This window comes from Bathymodiolus japonicus methanotrophic gill symbiont, from assembly GCF_019721995.1.
In the GTDB taxonomy this organism is placed as follows: Bacteria; Pseudomonadota; Gammaproteobacteria; order Methylococcales; family Methylomonadaceae; genus Methyloprofundus.
Genome location: NZ_BLYC01000041.1, coordinates 1 through 17,623, shown reverse-complemented (window position 1 = coordinate 17,623; position 17,623 = coordinate 1). Strand labels below are relative to the sequence as shown.

18 protein-coding genes and 2 pseudogenes are annotated in these 17,623 nt (G+C 38.6%); 15 read left to right on the top strand and 5 right to left on the bottom strand.

What is annotated here, in order from left to right; translation table 11 throughout:
- Positions 1 to 16 precede the first annotated feature (16 nt).
- The 7 genes from K6984_RS25330 to K6984_RS25305 all read left to right on the top strand — a co-directional run bounded on the left by K6984_RS25330 (position 17) and on the right by K6984_RS25305 (position 4,911).
- Complete coding sequence (locus K6984_RS25330; protein WP_221897617.1) at positions 17 to 259, top strand: hypothetical protein; 243 nt, start codon at positions 17 to 19, stop codon at positions 257 to 259.
- On the top strand, positions 256 to 789 hold the full coding sequence (locus tag K6984_RS25325; RefSeq protein WP_221897951.1) for a P-loop NTPase family protein: 534 nt from the start codon (positions 256 to 258) through the stop codon (positions 787 to 789). The genes K6984_RS25330 and K6984_RS25325 overlap by 4 nt, the downstream gene beginning before the upstream one ends.
- Before the next feature lie 38 nt (positions 790 to 827).
- Entirely contained in the window at positions 828 to 953 is a 126-nt protein-coding gene (locus K6984_RS34965; protein WP_263458876.1) for a hypothetical protein, read from the top strand.
- Positions 954 to 1,482: 529 nt separating this feature from the next.
- Positions 1,483 to 2,136 (top strand): IS6 family transposase, encoded by a 654-nt coding sequence (locus tag K6984_RS25320; protein WP_221897950.1) that lies wholly within the window; start codon positions 1,483 to 1,485, stop codon positions 2,134 to 2,136.
- A 71-nt stretch (positions 2,137 to 2,207) separates the two neighbouring features.
- Positions 2,208 to 3,650 (top strand): SIR2 family protein, encoded by a 1,443-nt coding sequence (locus K6984_RS25315; RefSeq protein WP_221897949.1) that lies wholly within the window; start codon positions 2,208 to 2,210, stop codon positions 3,648 to 3,650.
- 14 nt (positions 3,651 to 3,664) lie between these two features.
- Entirely contained in the window at positions 3,665 to 4,105 is a 441-nt protein-coding gene (locus tag K6984_RS25310; RefSeq protein WP_221897948.1) for a TIR domain-containing protein, read from the top strand.
- A 122-nt stretch (positions 4,106 to 4,227) separates the two neighbouring features.
- A complete protein-coding gene (locus K6984_RS25305) occupies positions 4,228 to 4,911 on the top strand; it encodes an IS6 family transposase (RefSeq protein WP_221897947.1) in 684 nt (227 codons plus the stop codon).
- A gap of 555 nt (positions 4,912 to 5,466) precedes the next feature.
- Here the strand turns inward: K6984_RS25305 and K6984_RS25300 are convergent.
- From K6984_RS25300 to K6984_RS25290, 3 genes are all read right to left on the bottom strand, one after another.
- The gene (locus K6984_RS25300) at positions 5,467 to 6,039 is read right to left on the bottom strand and encodes a hypothetical protein (RefSeq protein WP_221897946.1); all 573 of its coding nucleotides are present in this window, start codon (positions 6,037 to 6,039) and stop codon (positions 5,467 to 5,469) included.
- Between the two features lie 310 nt (positions 6,040 to 6,349).
- Positions 6,350 to 6,952: a hypothetical protein gene (locus tag K6984_RS25295; protein WP_221897945.1), complete on the bottom strand. Its 603-nt coding sequence runs from the start codon at positions 6,950 to 6,952 to the stop codon at positions 6,350 to 6,352.
- Entirely contained in the window at positions 6,939 to 7,460 is a 522-nt protein-coding gene (locus tag K6984_RS25290) for a hypothetical protein (protein ID WP_221897944.1), read from the bottom strand. Before K6984_RS25290 ends, K6984_RS25295 begins: the two co-directional genes overlap by 14 nt.
- Positions 7,461 to 8,377: 917 nt before the next feature.
- Here K6984_RS25290 and K6984_RS36640 point away from each other — a divergent pair.
- Positions 8,378 to 8,467: pseudogene (locus tag K6984_RS36640) on the top strand (IS6 family transposase); the annotation flags it as partial.
- A gap of 85 nt (positions 8,468 to 8,552) precedes the next feature.
- Here K6984_RS36640 and K6984_RS25280 read toward each other — a convergent pair.
- Positions 8,553 to 9,068 carry a tetratricopeptide repeat protein gene (locus K6984_RS25280; RefSeq protein ID WP_230988287.1) on the bottom strand — a complete coding sequence of 172 codons (516 nt, stop codon included), beginning with the start codon at positions 9,066 to 9,068 and terminating at the stop codon, positions 8,553 to 8,555.
- 976 nt (positions 9,069 to 10,044) lie between these two features.
- On the opposite strand from K6984_RS25280, the gene K6984_RS25275 reads away from it, so the two are divergent.
- The 3 genes from K6984_RS25275 (at position 10,045) to K6984_RS25265 (ending at position 12,022) form a co-directional block, all read left to right on the top strand.
- Entirely contained in the window at positions 10,045 to 10,491 is a 447-nt protein-coding gene (locus K6984_RS25275; RefSeq protein WP_221897941.1) for a hypothetical protein, read from the top strand.
- Positions 10,492 to 10,814: 323 nt separating this feature from the next.
- Complete coding sequence (locus tag K6984_RS25270) at positions 10,815 to 10,958, top strand: hypothetical protein (RefSeq protein WP_221897940.1); 144 nt, start codon at positions 10,815 to 10,817, stop codon at positions 10,956 to 10,958.
- A gap of 257 nt (positions 10,959 to 11,215) precedes the next feature.
- A complete protein-coding gene (locus K6984_RS25265; RefSeq protein WP_420831715.1) occupies positions 11,216 to 12,022 on the top strand; it encodes a VapE domain-containing protein in 807 nt (268 codons plus the stop codon).
- Between the two features lie 1,020 nt (positions 12,023 to 13,042).
- Here the strand turns inward: K6984_RS25265 and K6984_RS25260 are convergent.
- Entirely contained in the window at positions 13,043 to 13,855 is an 813-nt protein-coding gene (locus K6984_RS25260; protein ID WP_221897938.1) for a hypothetical protein, read from the bottom strand.
- Between the two features lie 38 nt (positions 13,856 to 13,893).
- Between K6984_RS25260 and K6984_RS25255 the strand changes: the two genes are divergently transcribed.
- The 4 genes and pseudogenes from K6984_RS25255 to K6984_RS31705 all read left to right on the top strand — a co-directional run.
- Positions 13,894 to 14,466, top strand: coding sequence for a hypothetical protein (locus K6984_RS25255; protein WP_221897937.1), 573 nt, complete (start codon positions 13,894 to 13,896; stop codon positions 14,464 to 14,466).
- Positions 14,467 to 15,330: 864 nt separating this feature from the next.
- The gene (locus K6984_RS25250) at positions 15,331 to 15,987 is read left to right on the top strand and encodes a nucleotide-binding protein (RefSeq protein WP_221897936.1); all 657 of its coding nucleotides are present in this window, start codon (positions 15,331 to 15,333) and stop codon (positions 15,985 to 15,987) included.
- Position 15,988: 1 nt separating this feature from the next.
- Positions 15,989 to 16,270 (top strand): hypothetical protein, encoded by a 282-nt coding sequence (locus K6984_RS25245; RefSeq protein WP_221897935.1) that lies wholly within the window; start codon positions 15,989 to 15,991, stop codon positions 16,268 to 16,270.
- A 60-nt stretch (positions 16,271 to 16,330) separates the two neighbouring features.
- Positions 16,331 to 16,636 (top strand): annotated as a pseudogene (locus K6984_RS31705) (DDE-type integrase/transposase/recombinase); the annotation flags it as partial.
- Positions 16,637 to 17,623: the final 987 nt, after the last annotated feature.

Here is a 17,623-nt window from a genome sequence, read left to right as displayed (position 1 = left end):
ATTGAAAGGTGAGGCAATGAAAAAACCAGACATAAAAAGTTTAGACGGGCTAACGCCTGATGATGCTTTTACACAGACAGCACAGGCCGAGAGTGACAAGGGGCAAAAGGCAGCGAAAAAAACCTTTTCTCTACAGCAAAGGGATATTGACTATATCAATGCTCAAGCCGTGATAATGGCGCAAGAGGTTGGGAAAGTTGTTAGCGCAAGCGAAGCCCTAAGATATATCATTCAAAGAGACAGGAGCGCGAAAGTATGAAAGGTATAGTAATAGTTGGAACTAAGGGCGGAGTAGGGAAAACTTCTATAGCCCATCTTTTAGCGTTAGGCGCAGCATGGAAGAATACCCCTGCTTATTTAATGCACACAGACGACAGAGAGCCTATAGAGGTTAATGGGCGGCCTTATATGTATTATGATGCAAGACAACCAGAAACCCTATCTACTCTAATGGGTGCAGCCATTAATAGTGATGGTTTTTGCATTGTTGATAGCGGTGGTAATCGCCCCAAGTTTGATAAATGGATAGCGGAAAGCGTTGATCTTGTTTTAATGCCTGTTATCCCAGACCCCGAAGGCGTGGACATGGCAATAAAACATATGCAACAACTAGAAGAGTACGGGGCTAAAAATGTAAGGTTCATTATGAATATGGTATCAAGTAATGAAAATGAACATTTACGCGACTTTAGGGAATATTTTTCTAAGCTTCCAGAGGGGAAGATTATCGGAAAAATTAAGAAAGTGGCAGCCGTAAACGATTACGAGAAAGGATATAGAGCCTTTTAAAACGCCGCCTAGTAATGTTAATAACCTAGCGAAGAGCATTGTATTTTTGCGGCGTTATCCCAGCCCAAGCAAGCAGCAAAAACTTAACGCGACCACTTATGCCTCCGGCGGCCCCGATTCGTCCTCGTCACCTCGTCCCGACCCAACAAGGGGTCGGAACATAGGCTCCAAATGACTTGACGCCGTGTCGGATGGCCTTTTATTTTGTCTCCACCTTCGCTAACGCTCAGACTCCGACAAAATAACGGCCCTACGGCTATCGAGGACTAAAAATCATCGCTAGCTCCGTCCGATTTTCGCGGGGCACGTTAAACGATTCGGAAATTAGGCCTAAAACGCGCCTAGTATGTATACCTATCGAGCTATTTTTCCGTAAAGCAGACTGAAAAATCGAGGAGGAGCGGAATAGTATGAAGGTATGATTATACTTTCATACTATCTTACTTTAATTTGTTTCAGGTCGAACCAATGAACCGTAAACGAACCATTCAAAAGGAGGTCATAGCATGATTGAATTATCAAAGGCATGTGTTATCAACTGTAACCTGCAAACTCTTTGCCATTCGTTGCGATCTAGCCACGTAAAGAGCCATGTGGGGCGACACACACCTCAAGGGTTATAAGGGGGTGTATTTTTGTGATAAAACGCCTGTATACGCCACTAGGTTTGCTTTTCCTAACCACGCCCTTTTTATGATTCTGTCGCATAAATTTCCCCTCCCGACGTTATCTGCTATCATAATTATCAATTTCAATAAAAGGTGGATCACATGCTCAGCTTCAGAAGTAGATCATGCTACGCTCAATCGTTGGGTTATCCGTTATTCTCCTGCCATTGCTGTAAAAGCTAAATCTCAGAAACGAGAAACCAATAAATCGTGGCGCATGGATGAAACGTATATCAAAGTGAAGGGTCAGTGGATCTATTTATACCGAGCTGTTGATAGTCACGGGGATACGCTTGATTTCATGCTTTCTGAGCACCGTGATGAAGAGGCTGCAACCGCATTTTTCAAACAAACGATTAACAATAATGGCTTTCCTGATAAGGTCGTTATGGATAAAAGTGGCGCTAACTATGCAGGATTAGCCAATATTAACCTCTTGTTAATCCTCGCTGGGTTTGCCACTATGATTGACATATTACAAGTTAAATATTTGAATAACATCATCGAACAGGATCATCGCTTTATCAAAAAAATAACAAAACCGATGATGGGCTTTAAAGCGTTTCACTCCGCCCAAGCAACAATTGATGGAATTGAAACGGCACATATCATCCGAAAGGGGCAATTGTCTGAGGAAAATATTCCTGCTTATAAGCAGTTTATGGCTTTAGCAGGATAGTTATGTCTGAAGACTAGGAGCTCTGAGCTTTTGATAATTATTGCGACAGAACCTAAAATATGGTTGTTTAAATGAAATTCGATAATGAAATTGAAATATTTATCCGAGATTATGTAAGAGATCTTAATGATGGAACAGCTTCTATTTTTGCTGGTGCTGGATTATCTATTCCAGCTGGTTTTGTTAATTGGTCTGAATTGATGACAGAGATTGCACATGATTTAGGGTTAAATGTTGATCTAGAAAGTGATTTAGTTTCCTTGGCTCAATTTCATGTAAATGAAAATGGCACAAGGTCAAAAATAAATAAAAAAATTATTGAAGAGTTTACAGAGAATGCAGAAGAAACTTTAAATCATAAAATTATTTCTAGGTTGCCTATATCCTCTATATGGACAACTAATTATGATAAATTAATAGAACAAGCTTTTGCAAAAGAAAACAAAGTAACAGATATAAAGTTCACAAATAAGCAATTACCCTCTAATAAATCTAAACGAGATGTTGTTATTTATAAAATGCACGGAGATGCAGAGCACCCTAACGATGCCATATTGACTAAAGAAGATTATGAAAAATATCACCAATCACATGAGCCGTTTCTCAATGCATTAACAGGTGAACTAACGACAAAAACATTTTTATTTATCGGTTTTAGTTTCACTGATCCAAATTTAGATTATGTTTTAAGTCGCTTAAATCTTAGATTCAGTAAAGATATAAAACAGCATTACTGCCTTATAAAAAAACATAACTTAGATGACGCTCAAAATCCAGATAAAGTAACTTTAGATTACAACAACCGAAAACAGCAGTTAGTTATTAATGATTTAAAAAGGTATGGGATTAAATCACTAATTATTGATAATTATCAAATGATTACTATTATTCTTGAAGAGATTGAAAAAAGATTTAAAAAGCAGACAATTTTTATTTCTGGCAGTGCTGAAACTTACGATCCGCTTGATAAAAATGAAGCCCTTGGATTCATACATGTATTATCAAAAAGAATTATTGAACAAAACTTTCGTATTGTAAATGGGTTTGGGTGGGGCGTTGGAAGTTCGGTTATTAATGGTGCATTAGAAGCTATCAATGAAAAACCATTAAAGTATTCTGAAACTCAATTGGTGCTTAAACCATTTCCTCAATTTGAGTCAGGTAAGAAGAAACTACCTGAACTTTGGGAAGAATATCGCCAAAAAATGATTTCATTAAGTGGAGTATCAATCTTTTTGTTTGGTAATAAGCTAGTAGATGGTAAAATAGTTCAGGCTGATGGGCTTATGAAAGAATTTGAAATATCTAAATCTAAAGGAAATATTTGTATACCTGTGGGCTGTACTGGCCATGCTTCTAAAGAGATATCTGACTTAATCTTGAAATCGCCAGAAGAATATTTTGAAGACCATAAAGTAATAGCACCTCTTGTAAAAGAACTAGCACATTGTGATACTAAATTACTTCAAAAGGTAGATATAGTTATTAAAATTTTAAACAAAATAATACAATAAAAGGAGTATAAACTATGGCAAGACAAGCATTTTTTAGTTTTAAATATAAAGATGTCTCTAGGGCTATGATTATTAGAAATAGTTGGGTAACACAAGGAAAGCAAGCCTCTGGTTTTATTGATGCTGCGGATTTTGAAGAAGTAAAACGAAAAGGTGACACTGCCATAAAGAACTGGATAGACAAACAATTAGAAGGCACGTCTGTAACCGTTGTTTTGGTGGGAGAAAAAACTTGTAGTAGTCGTTGGGTAAAATACGAGATTGAAAAAAGTATTGAACGCGGTAACGGTCTTTTAGGTATTGATATAAGTGAAATAAAAGACCTCCAAGGTAATACCTCTGATCGGTGCGGTAAAATTCCAGACGGTTATAAATTTTATTTATGGTATAACAATGATGGTTACAATAATATGGGTGATTGGATAGAAAAAGCAGCGAAAGATGCTGGTAGATAATCACATAACAAGAGCTATCGCCTGAGATCCCGTCAAAGGATATTGTTAGGTTCTGTCGCATAAATCCCCCTCCCGACGTTATCTGCTATCATAATTATCAATTTCAATAAAAGGTGGATCACATGCTCAGCTTCAAAGGCACTCACTTTCAAAAAGATGTCATTTTTTATGCTGTTTTCTTTTATGTCAGGTATGGCGTTTCGTATCTCGACCTTGAAGAAATTATGGAAGAAAGAGGTGTTGAGGTGGATCATGCTACGCTCAATCGTTGGGTTATCCGTTATTCTCCTGCCATTGCTGTAAAAGCTAAATCTCAGAAACGAGAAACCAATAAATCGTGGCGCATGGATGAAACGTATATCAAAGTGAAGGGTCAGTGGACCTATTTATATCGAGCTGTTGATAGTCACGGGGATACGCTTGATTTCATGCTTTCTGAGCGCCGTGATGAAGAGGCTGCAACCGCATTTTTTAAACAAACGATTAACAATAATGGCTTTCCTGATAAGGTCGTTATGGATAAAAGTGGCGCTAACTATGCAGGATTAGCCAATATTAACCTCTTGTTAATCCTCGCTGGGTGTGCCACTATGATCGACATATTACAGGTTAAATATTTGAATAACATCATCGAACAGGATCACCGCTTTATCAAAAAAATAACAAAACCGATGATGGGCTTTAAAGCGTTTCACTCCGCTCAAGCAACCATTGATGGAATTGAAACGGCACATATGATCCGAAAGGGACAGTTGTCGGAGGAAAAAATTCCTGCTTATAAGCAGTTTATGGCTTTAGCAGGATAGTTATGCCTGAAGACCAGGAGGTCTGCGCTTTTGATAATTATTGCGACAGAACCATATATCCCCCTGTACAGCTACGCAGCATATTTGCACTATAAAATTCAATTCCCGCAGGTGAGACGGTATAAACCCGCGACTTCTACTTTATACAAATATGATCTTACTGACTACCTCTACATACCCTTGATCGGTAGCTCTGTCCTGACCTATTCCAATATCATCTAATCCAAAATAGGGGCTGGGCTTGAAAGAAGAGAAGAAAAACCAGAATTGCTTACAAATGAGAAGCTAATTAAGATATAATTAACATTCGTTTGATCGCAAGAGTCTGTTTCTTACTTTCAAGCTGTGGTGAGTGTTTGAAGCACTCATACACAACCTTTATTAAAGGTAAAAAACCCAAGTACTTAAAAATGCTTGGGTTTTTTTTGCCTTTAAGCCCTACACTTTAAAAGTTAGGGGCTTGTTTCTAAACCTGAAATAGGAAATATCAGGTTCTATTGCCAATAACCTTAACCCATACAACCAAGACATAGCAAGTTTAGCTGTAGTTAAGACTTAAAAAGGCGAAGGTTTTGATGGTAGGCATCGACCCTCAGGATCCAGTATTGTACTAATCTCCATTACTAAGCATATAAGTTCTGCAGTATGTTTTTGAGTTTGCCGTAAGAATTCAGTACCAACTGGTGTTTTTAAGTATTCAAAATCATTGTTAAGATAAATAGGAAGTGACTTTCCTTCTTTGTCAGGATTCCTCCAACCTGCATGACATAACATATTCCTAAATTTCACGGCCTCATATAAATAATCTAATTGTTCTTTGATGACATCATCTTTATTAATTAATGAATTATTATTTGCTAAATTATGATATTTTTTAACAAGTGCACGAAATGTTAGTGTCATATTTTTACATAGACTTTTATTAAGCTTATTATTCCAGTCCTCAAAACCTTTCTCATTGTTAACTTTTTTGTCACGTTTCGTCATTACTTCAAATACATAAATTCCTTTTACAAGAGCATCTTCAAGATAGCCAAAAGTGGCTACTGTTCGACCTAAATGCTCCCAAAAGTCGGCTTGATGTTTATGTGTTGGATACCCTTTAGGTATTTTTTCTTTATCTATCATTTAAGTTTATTTCATGGATAAAAAAGTCGATGTCATTCAGGCGATGATATTGCCACAGGAGTAAGTACCCCTACGATGTTCAATACAGATCAATGGGTACAGTTCACAAGCTTTTCACTCACAAATGAATGACTATCAGACTGTACCTTGATTTGCGATCTGGCTTAAAACGTTATTTCTAGTTTTATAACCAAGAGAGACTGCACCAAAGCTTGGATTATCACACACCAAGCGAGGTACGTTTTTTATGAGAATGTTAGATATTTTTCCTAATTATTTGGAGAAAATGGTCTTGACAATAGGGGCCGCTTTAGACCCCAGTTGGCCTTGCCGATATTTCTCTTATTAAGTAATCAACTTGTTTTTCAAGCACTTTATTAGCAATAGCGTAATCATTAAATAGTGGGCTTAAAATAATAAGAGGAAGCCAAATGATCTTAATTATTTTTTCTGAAGCTGATGCAGAAAATACCTCATTATTTTTTTCTATAATAAACACCGACATATCTGAGTAGTAATCAGAAATTACGGGTATTGACATCACTGTTAGGCCTGACAAATAACCGAGAAGAAAGCCTTCCTCTTCTTTCGTTCCGCTAATAATGATTTGAAAATAGAAATGCTTTGATTCTTTTTTGATAAAAGGTGCATATAATATTTTTTTGTATAGCCCTGTAGCTCTCAATTTTTCTTTAACTTCCTCTACAATGTCTTCTTTACTTAGCGCATCAAAACGTCCTATCTCACTTATTAAGTCTACCGAAAACGAGATGTCTTGAAGAGATACAGTATCAGAATCAGTGTATCTTGAAGTCGTCGAGACAGTTTCTGGAGTGTAACCACGACTAAAAGTAGCGCAACCCGTGTTAATAATAATAACAAGACATACTACCAGTTTTCTAGTTAGTGACATTACCTAATTTCCCTTTGATCATAAATACTGCTTTTTGCCTATACTCTCTAACGGTATATTCTCCCTGAATTTCCAGACTACCGTGCGTGGTTGAAGTGCCTGTATAAGAAATACCTGTAGAAACCCTGCCAGAGTGATATGAAGTGTTACTTGTAGGAACAGAGATAGAATACCTATGAGAAATATCGGAAATTTCCTTCGACTGGATAATAATGATACTTGCCCCTATTTTATTGGCAAGATCAATAGCTTTTGTTCTCGCCTCCCACTCCCCATCAAATTTTGAGTCCCCCAAAACAACGTAATTTCTATTTTTATAGTCGGCTACTTTTTTATTTATGTCATTAGTTTCAATAAGTTTTGGTAAAACTAAGGTGGGGATATTTTGTCTCTCGTTACTAGCATAGCTTCCGTAATAAGTAACAAAACGATTTCTAAAGTGATGTTTAGAGCATCCGGATAATACAATAGTTATTAAAACCAATATTAAGATATTCTTTTTTATCATTAAATTCTGTATAAGGATTACGCAGTGATGGAAGGATTGAATTATGGCAGAATATTTTTATTGGTTCTGTCGCAAAAACCAAAATAGCCTATTACCTACGATCATAAGATTTAATTTCACCCAAAGTAGGTTTACATGCTCAACTAAAAATTGTACCATTTTTTAAGTAATTATTTTCCTTAACACCAGATCATACCTGGCTTATCAATTCAATTATCCCGATGAGGTAATAGTATTTTCTCCTCCATGATGCTTTTTTCATGAGAGGAATGAAAACAGGTTTATAGCCTGGTTTACATAAATACGTATCTTTTGCGACAGAACCTTCTTTTTTAACACGGGTTTTATTGACTATATCATGGGATATGTTTTTTAACAGCCTTTTTTAACATTATTAACTATAAATAAGGTCTTGTTAATGGTGATTAGCTGTGTTTATGGCGATGTTAAAAAAACACTTGTTTTTTTAACTCCCTCTATCAGTGCATCTGCCCCCTCCCCTCTAGTGAGTGTCGAATTGTTAGGACTGCCAAGGGGATGCGTAGTTAAAGAATGAATAAACTAGGTGCGGTGGCAAATGGTACGTATCAACAGCGAAGAGTATTGTTGAATGATAAAAGGAAATAAATAGTCTTCAGGCGCGCCATGCTACCTCACGAAATTCCGGGACTCCTGTCGCCAAAAATCGTTCACCTACGCAGCGGATGGGAGATGCCCTGAACGCCCTGCGTCCGCAACGACTACGCACAAAAGCCGCTTCGTCATTACTACCTCACTGGCTGGACGGCTATTCGGAATGCAATTCTTGCTCCTCTCGCGTGCTGCTAGCACACGTCGAATCAGCGAATTGCCCTGTCGCCTATCAGGGACTAAAAATCACCACTTCGCTAAGCTCCGTTTCCATGATTTTCAGCGATGGAATTGAAACGGCACATATGATCCGAAAGGGGCAATTGTCTGAGGAAAATATTCCTGCTTATAAGCAGTTTATGGCTTTAGCGGGGTAGTTATTCCTGAAGACTAGGAGGCCTGAGCTTTTGATAATTAGTGCGACAGAACTCTAAAAAATAATCACTTCGCTTTGGCTCCATTTCACTGATTTTCAGCGTGTGTTTTCATCCATTCACTTGCTAGATTCTGTGCCTTTTCTATTTGTGAGACAGTCATTAGCTTTGTAACAATATCTCTATTTTTATGCGCTGATTTAACCCCACTAGATGCCGCAATATTAAAATATTTATGTGCCATCACATAGTCCTGAACGACACCTTCTCCCGTGGCATACATCACTCCTAAGTTGTTTTGTGCATTAGCATGTCCTTGTTCTGCTGCCTTCCTGTACCACTTAACTGCTTCTTTGTCGTCCTGAACGACACCTTCTCCCTTGACATACATCCTCCCTAATAAGAATTGTGCCTCACCATTTCCTTGTTCTGCTGACTTCCTGAACCACTTAAAGGCTTCTTTGTCGTCCTGAACGACACCTTTACCCTTTTTATACATCAATGCTAAGCTGTATTGTGCACCAGCATTTCCTTGTTCTGCTGCCTTCCTGTCTGAAAAACCCATACATCCATTAAGTGTTGTTAATGAAATTATTATTCCCAAAATTGCATACAGAGGTTTCATCTTAATTATTGAGTAGCTAAAGTGCACGTTGAATAAAAACATATCTATTTGATATTAAAGTTAAAAAATACTCGATGAGTAGTTACCTATACTCTGATGAACCAGCGCTTAGTTACTTGTTCACGTTGAAATGATTTCATTCAAGTTTAATAATTTCAGTAGTATTCATTTGAGAGGTGTGGCTTCCCCTGGGCTGTATACTTTTGAAAAAAACCCAAAAGGGTGGACGAAGATGGACAACTATAAAGCCCTAAATTGTAAATGTACAGGCGCGCCATGCTACCTCACGAAATTCCGGGACTCCTGTCGCCGTAATTTCGTTCACCTACGCAGCCGAATAGGAGATGCCCTGAAAACGCCCTGCGTCCGCCACAGACTGAGCACAAAGCAGCTCAGTCTGTGGCTATACTCGGGATAAAATATTAGCCTCCATCGCGCGCTATCGCGCACTTCGGATTGGCAAATTTCCCTGCGCCTTCTGGAGACTATCAGCCCGTCCATGGCGGACAGCGAAGGAAATAAATAGTCTTAACGTAGCTATCTCGATAACCTCTGCCACTCTATCGAGAGCAGTCCCCAAATCTTTGAAGCATACTTTATTTATCCCTCCCTTAGGTATGCTGCTCACTCGAGTCATAAAGCAAGACCTACTCTCCCCCGCTATCCGAGCATATCTCACTCTAGCTTTACATCCCAACAGGTGTCCTTGGTGCTTTGTCGTACAGACTTAATTATGCCGTAAGGTTCAGCTGTGAGTTTATTACAGGGCAAGAGCCTACACCCCACGTATTCATTGAAAAGCGGACAGATAAACTGTTTATACTACACAAATTATTTATCTGTCCCCCTTTCCGAAAACACGAGGGGCTCCAGACTTCGCTATATTTTTTTGAGTGGGTAGAGCGGGTGAAGAGATCTAATCAGGGGATTATTGATTGTGCCGTAAGGTTGAGCTGTGAGTTTATTACAGGGCAAGAGCCTACAGCCCCCGTATTCATTAAAAAAGGGGACAGATAAACTATCTATAACACACAACAATGTTTATCTGTCCCCTTCCCCAGAAAACACGGGAATATCACTACAGCGTTATGATGCGGAACGAATAAAAGCCGCTATTGACTTTTTGCAAGCCAATTATCAAGAGGTACACGCAGCAGGACTAGGCAATTTCAAGGCTGTTAATCGAAAGTTAGACACACGTACATTAGGACAATTTTTAAAGAAATTCGGTCTGAAACATAAGCGCGTAGGCAAAAACCTCGCCGGGAATTACCAGATAACTGAGGACTCATTAACTCAAATGCTGGATATTAATGAACGCCGTGAAGCAAAAAAAATCAGTGTCTATAATCAGTCGCAGGCATGGTCTAAAAGCATAGATGGAATAAAGATGGCCGCCTAAAAAAGTCATCGAAAGTTTCAGAACTAATATGAAGGGACAATAAAGATAGTCCCTAAAGACCGGACTTATGCCACTAGCCAAATGATAATATTTTATTCAGCTATGAGTTTATTACAGGGTAAAGGTCTACAGCCCCCCGGTGTTTATTGAAAAGGGGACAGATAAACTGTTTATATAACACAACCTATTTATCTGTCCCCTTTCAGCAAACACGGGAATATCACTACCCAGAGGAGCCAACAGCACAACCCGAGGTTGGCTTGACTGAAAAGCGACATAACTTAGATTAATAAATAAATTAACACTGCAAAGGATATAGAGAAATGGACAAAAAAACACCCCTGTTGCACCCTGGGGAACGTGGGGAACTTGAGGGGCTGATGAAACGCTTTGGCGTGGATGCCCGTTATGATGAAATGTTGAACGCACCTGCAATTAAAGGCGTTCCCGGGGTAGAAGGGAAATGAACTGAAAGACTTGGTAGCGTACACCAAAGTTATTTGCAGGAACTACAAGCTTAGCAGGACGATTGTTGATGAACAGTTAGAATCTATCATTGAAAGCAATGTTATTAATCCCGTTAGAGATTGGCTTACAGGCATTACACGCACCAAGACAAATAACCCAGTCCATGAACTTGTAGATAACTTGCCAGTGGAAAGATAAGGAATGGGTTAAGGTCGCTATGTATGGATGGCTAATACAATGCTGTGCGGCCGCTGATATGGCAAAGCATGAAGGTAAGTATCCGGATGCCTTCCCAAAATATGAATGTGTGCTGGTGCTAGGTGGAGATCAAGGACTCCATAAAACTTCATTTATTAAATACCTACTCCCTGCGGAACTTCATAAATACATAAAAGACTCTGTTCGCCTAGATACAAAAGACCGGGATTCTATGCTTAATACTCTTAGTTGTTGGATACCTGAACTTGCAGACCTAGGCCCTGCGTTGAAGAAGAAAGGGCTGTCCGAGTTAAAAGGTTTTTTGGCAAAAGAGGTGGATGAAATAAGATTAACGTACGCTAGAAAACCTACAGTCATACGTAGGCATGTATCGTGTATGACTTCTGTTGAGGGAGAATATCCACCCAAAGGTGCTAGGTTGGATAGAAGGCTTCTACCCGTTATTGCTAAAGGTCGGTTAGATTATCCACGTATTTCTAATTTTGATTATACAGACTTGTGGGCGTTTATATGGCATGCCTATACACATGGGGAGCAATGGTGGCTTACGCCCGAAGAAGAGGCTCTACGTGCGGAAATCTTAGGCTATCCTGACAATAGGTCATTGAAAGATATAGTTTTGGAGGTGTTTGAGTTTACTGATGACAAAACGGGTGAGGTACTTAGTAATAGAACAATTAAAATGACTAACTCCGAGATAATCAATGAGTTGCCTGAGAGTATAATAACTAACAGGTCGAACCAGATGGCTGTAAAAAAAGTGTTAACGGGGCTTAATGTGAAGCACAATAGGAGGGCTTATTTTATGCCGCCTTTACGTAAAGCTGATAGCTCAATCCATTAGAGTCAGATTCCCCTGTATTTTCTTATATAAGGGAATATGAATATACCGGATATACGCTAAAAAAAGTTACTTCCCACTAGGGCTGAGAGTCCGCTAAATTAAAGGTCTACTCAAATTGCTCTGATGAACAAGCGATTGGTTATATTATACAGTTTAAGGGATTGCAGTAATTAAACCCAAAGGGAAACTATGGTTTTCCCAACCATGATAATTTATCCTAATTGAGCAAGAAATTGATTTCATTCACGTTTAATAATTAGTTGAAATGAAGTCATGTGCGTGTTGCCCCAGAACATGGTGTGTTTTGAAGCTGAGATGAATAAACGCTTGAGAGCTGTGGCTTTCCCTGAACTGGATACTTCTGAAAATCCGCTGACCGTAGATGTTCAATAAAAAAAGCTCCAAGAAAGGCGGCCAAAGAGGGGTAACTATAAAACCCTAAATTGTAAATGCAATGATTTCGTATAAATATCCATAGGTTGTACGTGACAGTAACCCTAGTCTTTGATTATAAAAGGATTATAGGTATAGTACAATCTATATTAGGTTGCACACTAAATAGCGTTTTATTATGAAGTTTAAAAAGTTACTTCCTCCCTAGGGCAAAGAGTCCCCAGAATACTGTTGCTTGTTGCAATAAGCCAACTCTTTATTTTGAAATGGTTTACCGTTTAATCTTTGTTTTCTGTAACAGCTATAACAAACCACATACCCACAATTAGTCAATCGCTTATTGGTGGGCATGTAAGCCCCTTAAAGACCCACAAAACCCTTAATTGGTGTGCATGACAGGGGTTAGCTGTTAAAACGCCTTAGCGAAGAGCTGGCGCGCCATGTGTACTGTGAGTTATCCTTTTTAGAGTACTCGGATTCAATTGTAAAAACATCAGGCGCGCCCAAGATAGAAGATTACAGATACGATAAAAAAGTTACTTACCCCCTGGGCGAAGAAAAAAAAACAGGTTCATAACCAGGTTTACACAAATACGTATCTTTTGCGACAGAACCCGCCTGTGTGCGTTAATCTACTGGGATAGATCGTGCCAACTCTAGGAGTCTCTGTTTCACTGAATCATCCTTAGCCCCGTTTTTCTCAGCATACAGTACGTACTCTTTTGAATCAGTTACCCAAAAGACTAAAGATTCAGCTGCCCCTGAATTACTCACATTAACTCTGTATTCCGCAGGTATACCGTTAACATCCTCATTAATTAACTCCTGAGTCATTTGTATGCGACCTCTACTCGTAATATAATCAACTTCACTCAGTTTCACTACTCCCAAATCATCGAATTTATAAAAACGGGATATATTCGTCCATTTTCCGTCATGATTAGTGCCTCCAGTGTGTGCGCCAAGTAGTTCCCCATCATCAAATGGCGTACCCTCTAAGTTTGCGGGTTCTTTAACCAGTTGGTTAGCGGCTTCGTCATAAGATAACATCAGATGTTTAAGTCTAGGCTCAAGGTCTTTAGAAATCGTACGTACATCTGCTTCCTCAGCTGACGCGTATCCTCGTTCTGCCATCTCTTCAACAGCCTTCTTTGTCAGATCTTTAAATAGTTGAGGTATTGGTTGGTCTTCGTATGAAACTATTGAAAACCCCTCCTCCATCGTATCAAAAGAGGGGCTTGCTAATGGATCATTTAAGTCTAACTCTTCATGATCATGATCAATCTCCACATGCACCTTTGGTTTGCTAGGCACCTCTGGAACATAATCAGCAAAGGTTTCACGGACAACCTCAGCAGTCCGGGGTTGCTTAGTCTCACTTACTGGTATCTCAGGTTTATTGTCCCAACCTGATAAGGCATAAGCTGTACCAAATACCAACAGCATGGCGCGCCTGTTTATCCATGAAATAAACTTAAATGATAGATAAAGAAAAAATACCTAAAGGGTATCCAACACATAAACATCAAGCCGACTTTTGGAAGCATTTAGGTCGAACAGTAGCCACTTTTGGCTATCTTGAAGATGCTCTTGTAAAAGGAATTTATGTATTTGAAGTAATGACGAAACGTGACAAAAAAGTTAACAATGAGAAAGGTTTTGAGGACTGGAATAATAAGCTTAATAAAAGTCTATGTAAAAATATGACACTAACATTTCGTGCACTTGTTAAAAAATATCATAATTTAGCAAATAATAATTCATTAATTAATAAAGATGATGTCATCAAAGAACAATTAGATTATTTATATGAGGCCGTGAAATTTAGGAATATGTTATGTCATGCAGGTTGGAGCGATCCTGACAAAGAAGGAAAGTCACTTCCTATTTATCTTAACAATGATTTTGAATACTTAAAAACACCAGTTGGTACTGAATTCTTACGGCAAACTCAAAAACATACTGCAGAACTTATATGCTTAGTAATGGAGATTAGTACAATACTGGATCCTGAGGGTCGATGCCTACCATCAAAACCTTCGCCTTTTTAAGTCTTAACTAGAGCTAAACTTGCTATGTCTTGGTTGTATGGGTTAAGGTTATTGGCAATAGAACCTGATATTTCCTATTTCAGGTTTAGAAACAAGCCCCTAACTTTTAAAGTGTAGGGCTTAAAGGCAAAAAAAACCCAAGCATTTTTAAGTACTTGGGTTTTTTACCTTTAATAAAGGTTGTGTATGAGTGCTTCAAACACTCACCACAGCTTGAAAGTAAGAAACAGACTCTTGCGATCAAACGAATGTTAATTATATCTTAATTAGCTTCTCATTTGTAAGCAATTCTGGTTTTTCTTCTCTTCTTTCAAGCCCAGCCCCTATTTTGGATTAGATGATATTGGAATAGGTCAGGACAGAGCTACCGATCAAGGGTATGTAGAGGTAGTCAGTAAGATCATATTTGTATAAAGTAGAAGTCGCGGGTTTATACCGTCTCACCTGCGGGAATTGAATTTTATAGTGCAAATATGCTGCGTAGCTGTACAGGGGGATATATTTATATATATTCTATAGCGCAGGGGCAGGGCGGAGGTAAAAGGGGCTTAAAAACTCGATTATTCTGTTTATTCTCCCTCGAAATAGCTAAAAAAATCATTAGCATTTTGAGTGGGAAAGATAAACAGGTAAAACCTTACCTTCTATGTGTTTAATAGGTGTTCTTGCGGTTCTGTCGCAATAATTATCAAAGTACAATAAGTACTGGTTGTATTTGTTTTAATATAAAATATATTTATAGTGTTTTTGTGTGTATTAATAAATGTATTGTTTTTTATGTATTTATTAAAGGTATTGTAGTTTATTTAAGCATGGGTTATATTGTGTTCAATGTTTTTATTATATGTAGGAGAACCAATAAAAATGATTATTTCATTATTAAACCAAAAAGGAGGGGTGGGGAAATCAAGCCTTGCTCGTGCGTTGGCAGTTGAGTTTGCGCGTAATAAATGGGCGGTACATGTCGCAGACCTTGACGGAAAACAACAAACATCTTTCTTGTGGGCGGAGCGGCGCAAAGAGAGCGGGGTAGAGCCTTCTATTGATGTTTCTTTGTATTCAGAGCCTAAAACCGCACTAAAAGCCGTGAATAATGCGGATGTTCTTATAGTGGACGGCAAAGCCTTTGCTGATACTCACGCCTTGCCGATAGCCCAAAAAAGTGACCTGATTATAATACCCGTGGGAATTTCAGTGGATGATTTAGAGCCGTCTTTAAAACTGGCCGTTGAATTTGTTAATAAAGGTATAGATAGAGCCTCTATTGTGTTTGTCGTGTGTAGAGTTCCTGACAAGGGCGATAAAGAGGCCATGAATACCCGCGCCAGTATCGAGGCTTGGAATTTTTCCGTGGTGTGTGGCTGGATTCCCATGAAATCGGCATATTCTCAAGCTATGGATAAGGGCTTATCCTTTACGGAAACGCCTTTTAAGAGCTTGAGCGACAAAACAAATAAAATCATAGAACAATTATTTAACAAAGCAACAGAGCAACAAACAGCGAAGCAGGGGAGCGCATAACATGGCAAATCTAAAACCACCAGTAAGCAAAAAAACAGACACAAAAGGCAAAACAGGGCTTGACCCTAACACGATTGATTTAGAGGAGACCATACTAGCCAAAGCCAAGCCAGCAGCAGCGACAGAACAAACGCCGCCTAGCTCGCTTGTTCTCATGCAAATAAGAGTACCAGAGAGCGCAAGAAATGAGTTTAAGGCGTATGCCTCAATGCGTAGTAAGTCAATGAATGTCTTGTTTTTGGAGATGTTCGAGGAATTTAAAACCCGAAATAGTGGCGCATGACCCGAAGTAATAAAGATTCAAATTAATAGAAAATAAGGTTCTGTCGCATAAATCCCCTTTCCTGATAAGGTCGTTATGGATAAAAGTGGCGCTAACTATGCAGGATTATCCAATATTAACCTCTTGTTAATCCTCGCTGGGTTTGCCAATATGATCGACATATTACAGGTTAAATATTTGAATAACATCATCTAACAGGATCACCGCTTTATCAACAAAATAACAAAACCGATGATGGGCTTTAAAGCGTTTCACTCCGCCCAAGCAACAATTGATGGAATTGAAACGGCACATATCATCCGAAAGGGGCAATTGTCTGAGGAAAATATTCCTGCTTATAAGCAGTTTATGGCTTTAGCAGGATAGTTATGCCTGAAGACCAGGAGGACTACGCTTTTTGATAATTATTGCGACAGAACCAACCAAAACGCATGATACATTTCTCGAGGAACTAGGATTGCCAGCTTTACCCTAGATAAATACATGGTCTACAAGGTGCTAGATGGCCTTTTCTGGTTCTGTCGCAAAAGATACGTATTTGTGTAAACCTGGTTATGAACCTGTTTTTATTTTTCGCCCAAGGGGTAAGTAACTTTTTTATCGTATCTGGAATTTTCTATCTTGGACGCGCTTGATGTTTTTTACAATTGAATACGAGTACTCTAAAAAGTATAACTCACAGTAAACATGGCGCGGCAGCTCTTCGTTAAGGCGCTTTATATCGCTTTTAAGGCACTTTAACAGCTAACCCCTACCATACATCAATTAAGGGGTTTTGTGGGTCTTTAAGGGGCGTAGACACCCCCAGCAAGCGATTGACTAATTGTGGGCGTGTGGTTTGTTATAGCTGTTACAGAAAGCAAAGATTAAACGGTAAACCATTTCAAAATAAAGAGTTGGCTTATTGCAACAAGCAACAGTATTCTGGGGGCTCTTTACCCTAGGGAGGAAGTAACTTTTTAAACTTCATAATAAAACGCTATTTAGTGTACAATATAATATAGATTGTACTATACCTATAATCCTTTTATAATCAAAGACTAGGGTTGCTGACATGTACAACCTATGGATATTTATACGAAATCATTACATTTACAATTTAGGGTTTTATAGTTACCCCTCTTTGACAGCCTTTCTTGGAGCTTTTTTTATTGAACATCTACGGTCAGCGGATTTTCAGAAGCATCCAGTTCAGGGAAAGCCACAGCTCTCAAGCGTTTATTCATCTCAGCTTCAAAACACACCATGTTCTGGGGCAACACGCACATGACTTCATTTCAACTAATTATTAAACGTGAATGAAATCAATTTCTTGCTCAATTAGGATAAATTATCATGGTTGGGAAAACCATA

Bases quoted from the DNA above. Each gene is read 5' to 3' on its own strand.
- K6984_RS25320 (WP_221897950.1), top strand. From the start codon at position 1,483: ATGATTCTGTCGCATAAATTTCCCCTCCCGACGTTATCTGCTATCATA.
- K6984_RS25325 (WP_221897951.1), top strand. From the start codon at position 256: ATGAAAGGTATAGTAATAGTTGGAACTAAGGGCGGAGTAGGGAAAACT.
- K6984_RS25245 (WP_221897935.1), top strand. From the start codon at position 15,989: ATGGCAAATCTAAAACCACCAGTAAGCAAAAAAACAGACACAAAAGGC.
- K6984_RS25290 (WP_221897944.1), bottom strand. From the start codon at position 7,460: ATGATAAAAAAGAATATCTTAATATTGGTTTTAATAACTATTGTATTA.
- K6984_RS25310 (WP_221897948.1), top strand. From the start codon at position 3,665: ATGGCAAGACAAGCATTTTTTAGTTTTAAATATAAAGATGTCTCTAGG.
- K6984_RS25305 (WP_221897947.1), top strand. From the start codon at position 4,228: ATGCTCAGCTTCAAAGGCACTCACTTTCAAAAAGATGTCATTTTTTAT.
- K6984_RS25250 (WP_221897936.1), top strand. From the start codon at position 15,331: ATGATTATTTCATTATTAAACCAAAAAGGAGGGGTGGGGAAATCAAGC.
- K6984_RS25265 (WP_420831715.1), top strand. From the start codon at position 11,216: ATGGCAAAGCATGAAGGTAAGTATCCGGATGCCTTCCCAAAATATGAA.
- K6984_RS25270 (WP_221897940.1), top strand. From the start codon at position 10,815: ATGGACAAAAAAACACCCCTGTTGCACCCTGGGGAACGTGGGGAACTT.
- K6984_RS25315 (WP_221897949.1), top strand. From the start codon at position 2,208: ATGAAATTCGATAATGAAATTGAAATATTTATCCGAGATTATGTAAGA.
- K6984_RS25300 (WP_221897946.1), bottom strand. From the start codon at position 6,039: ATGATAGATAAAGAAAAAATACCTAAAGGGTATCCAACACATAAACAT.
- K6984_RS25330 (WP_221897617.1), top strand. From the start codon at position 17: ATGAAAAAACCAGACATAAAAAGTTTAGACGGGCTAACGCCTGATGAT.
- K6984_RS25255 (WP_221897937.1), top strand. From the start codon at position 13,894: ATGATAGATAAAGAAAAAATACCTAAAGGGTATCCAACACATAAACAT.
- K6984_RS25295 (WP_221897945.1), bottom strand. From the start codon at position 6,952: ATGTCACTAACTAGAAAACTGGTAGTATGTCTTGTTATTATTATTAAC.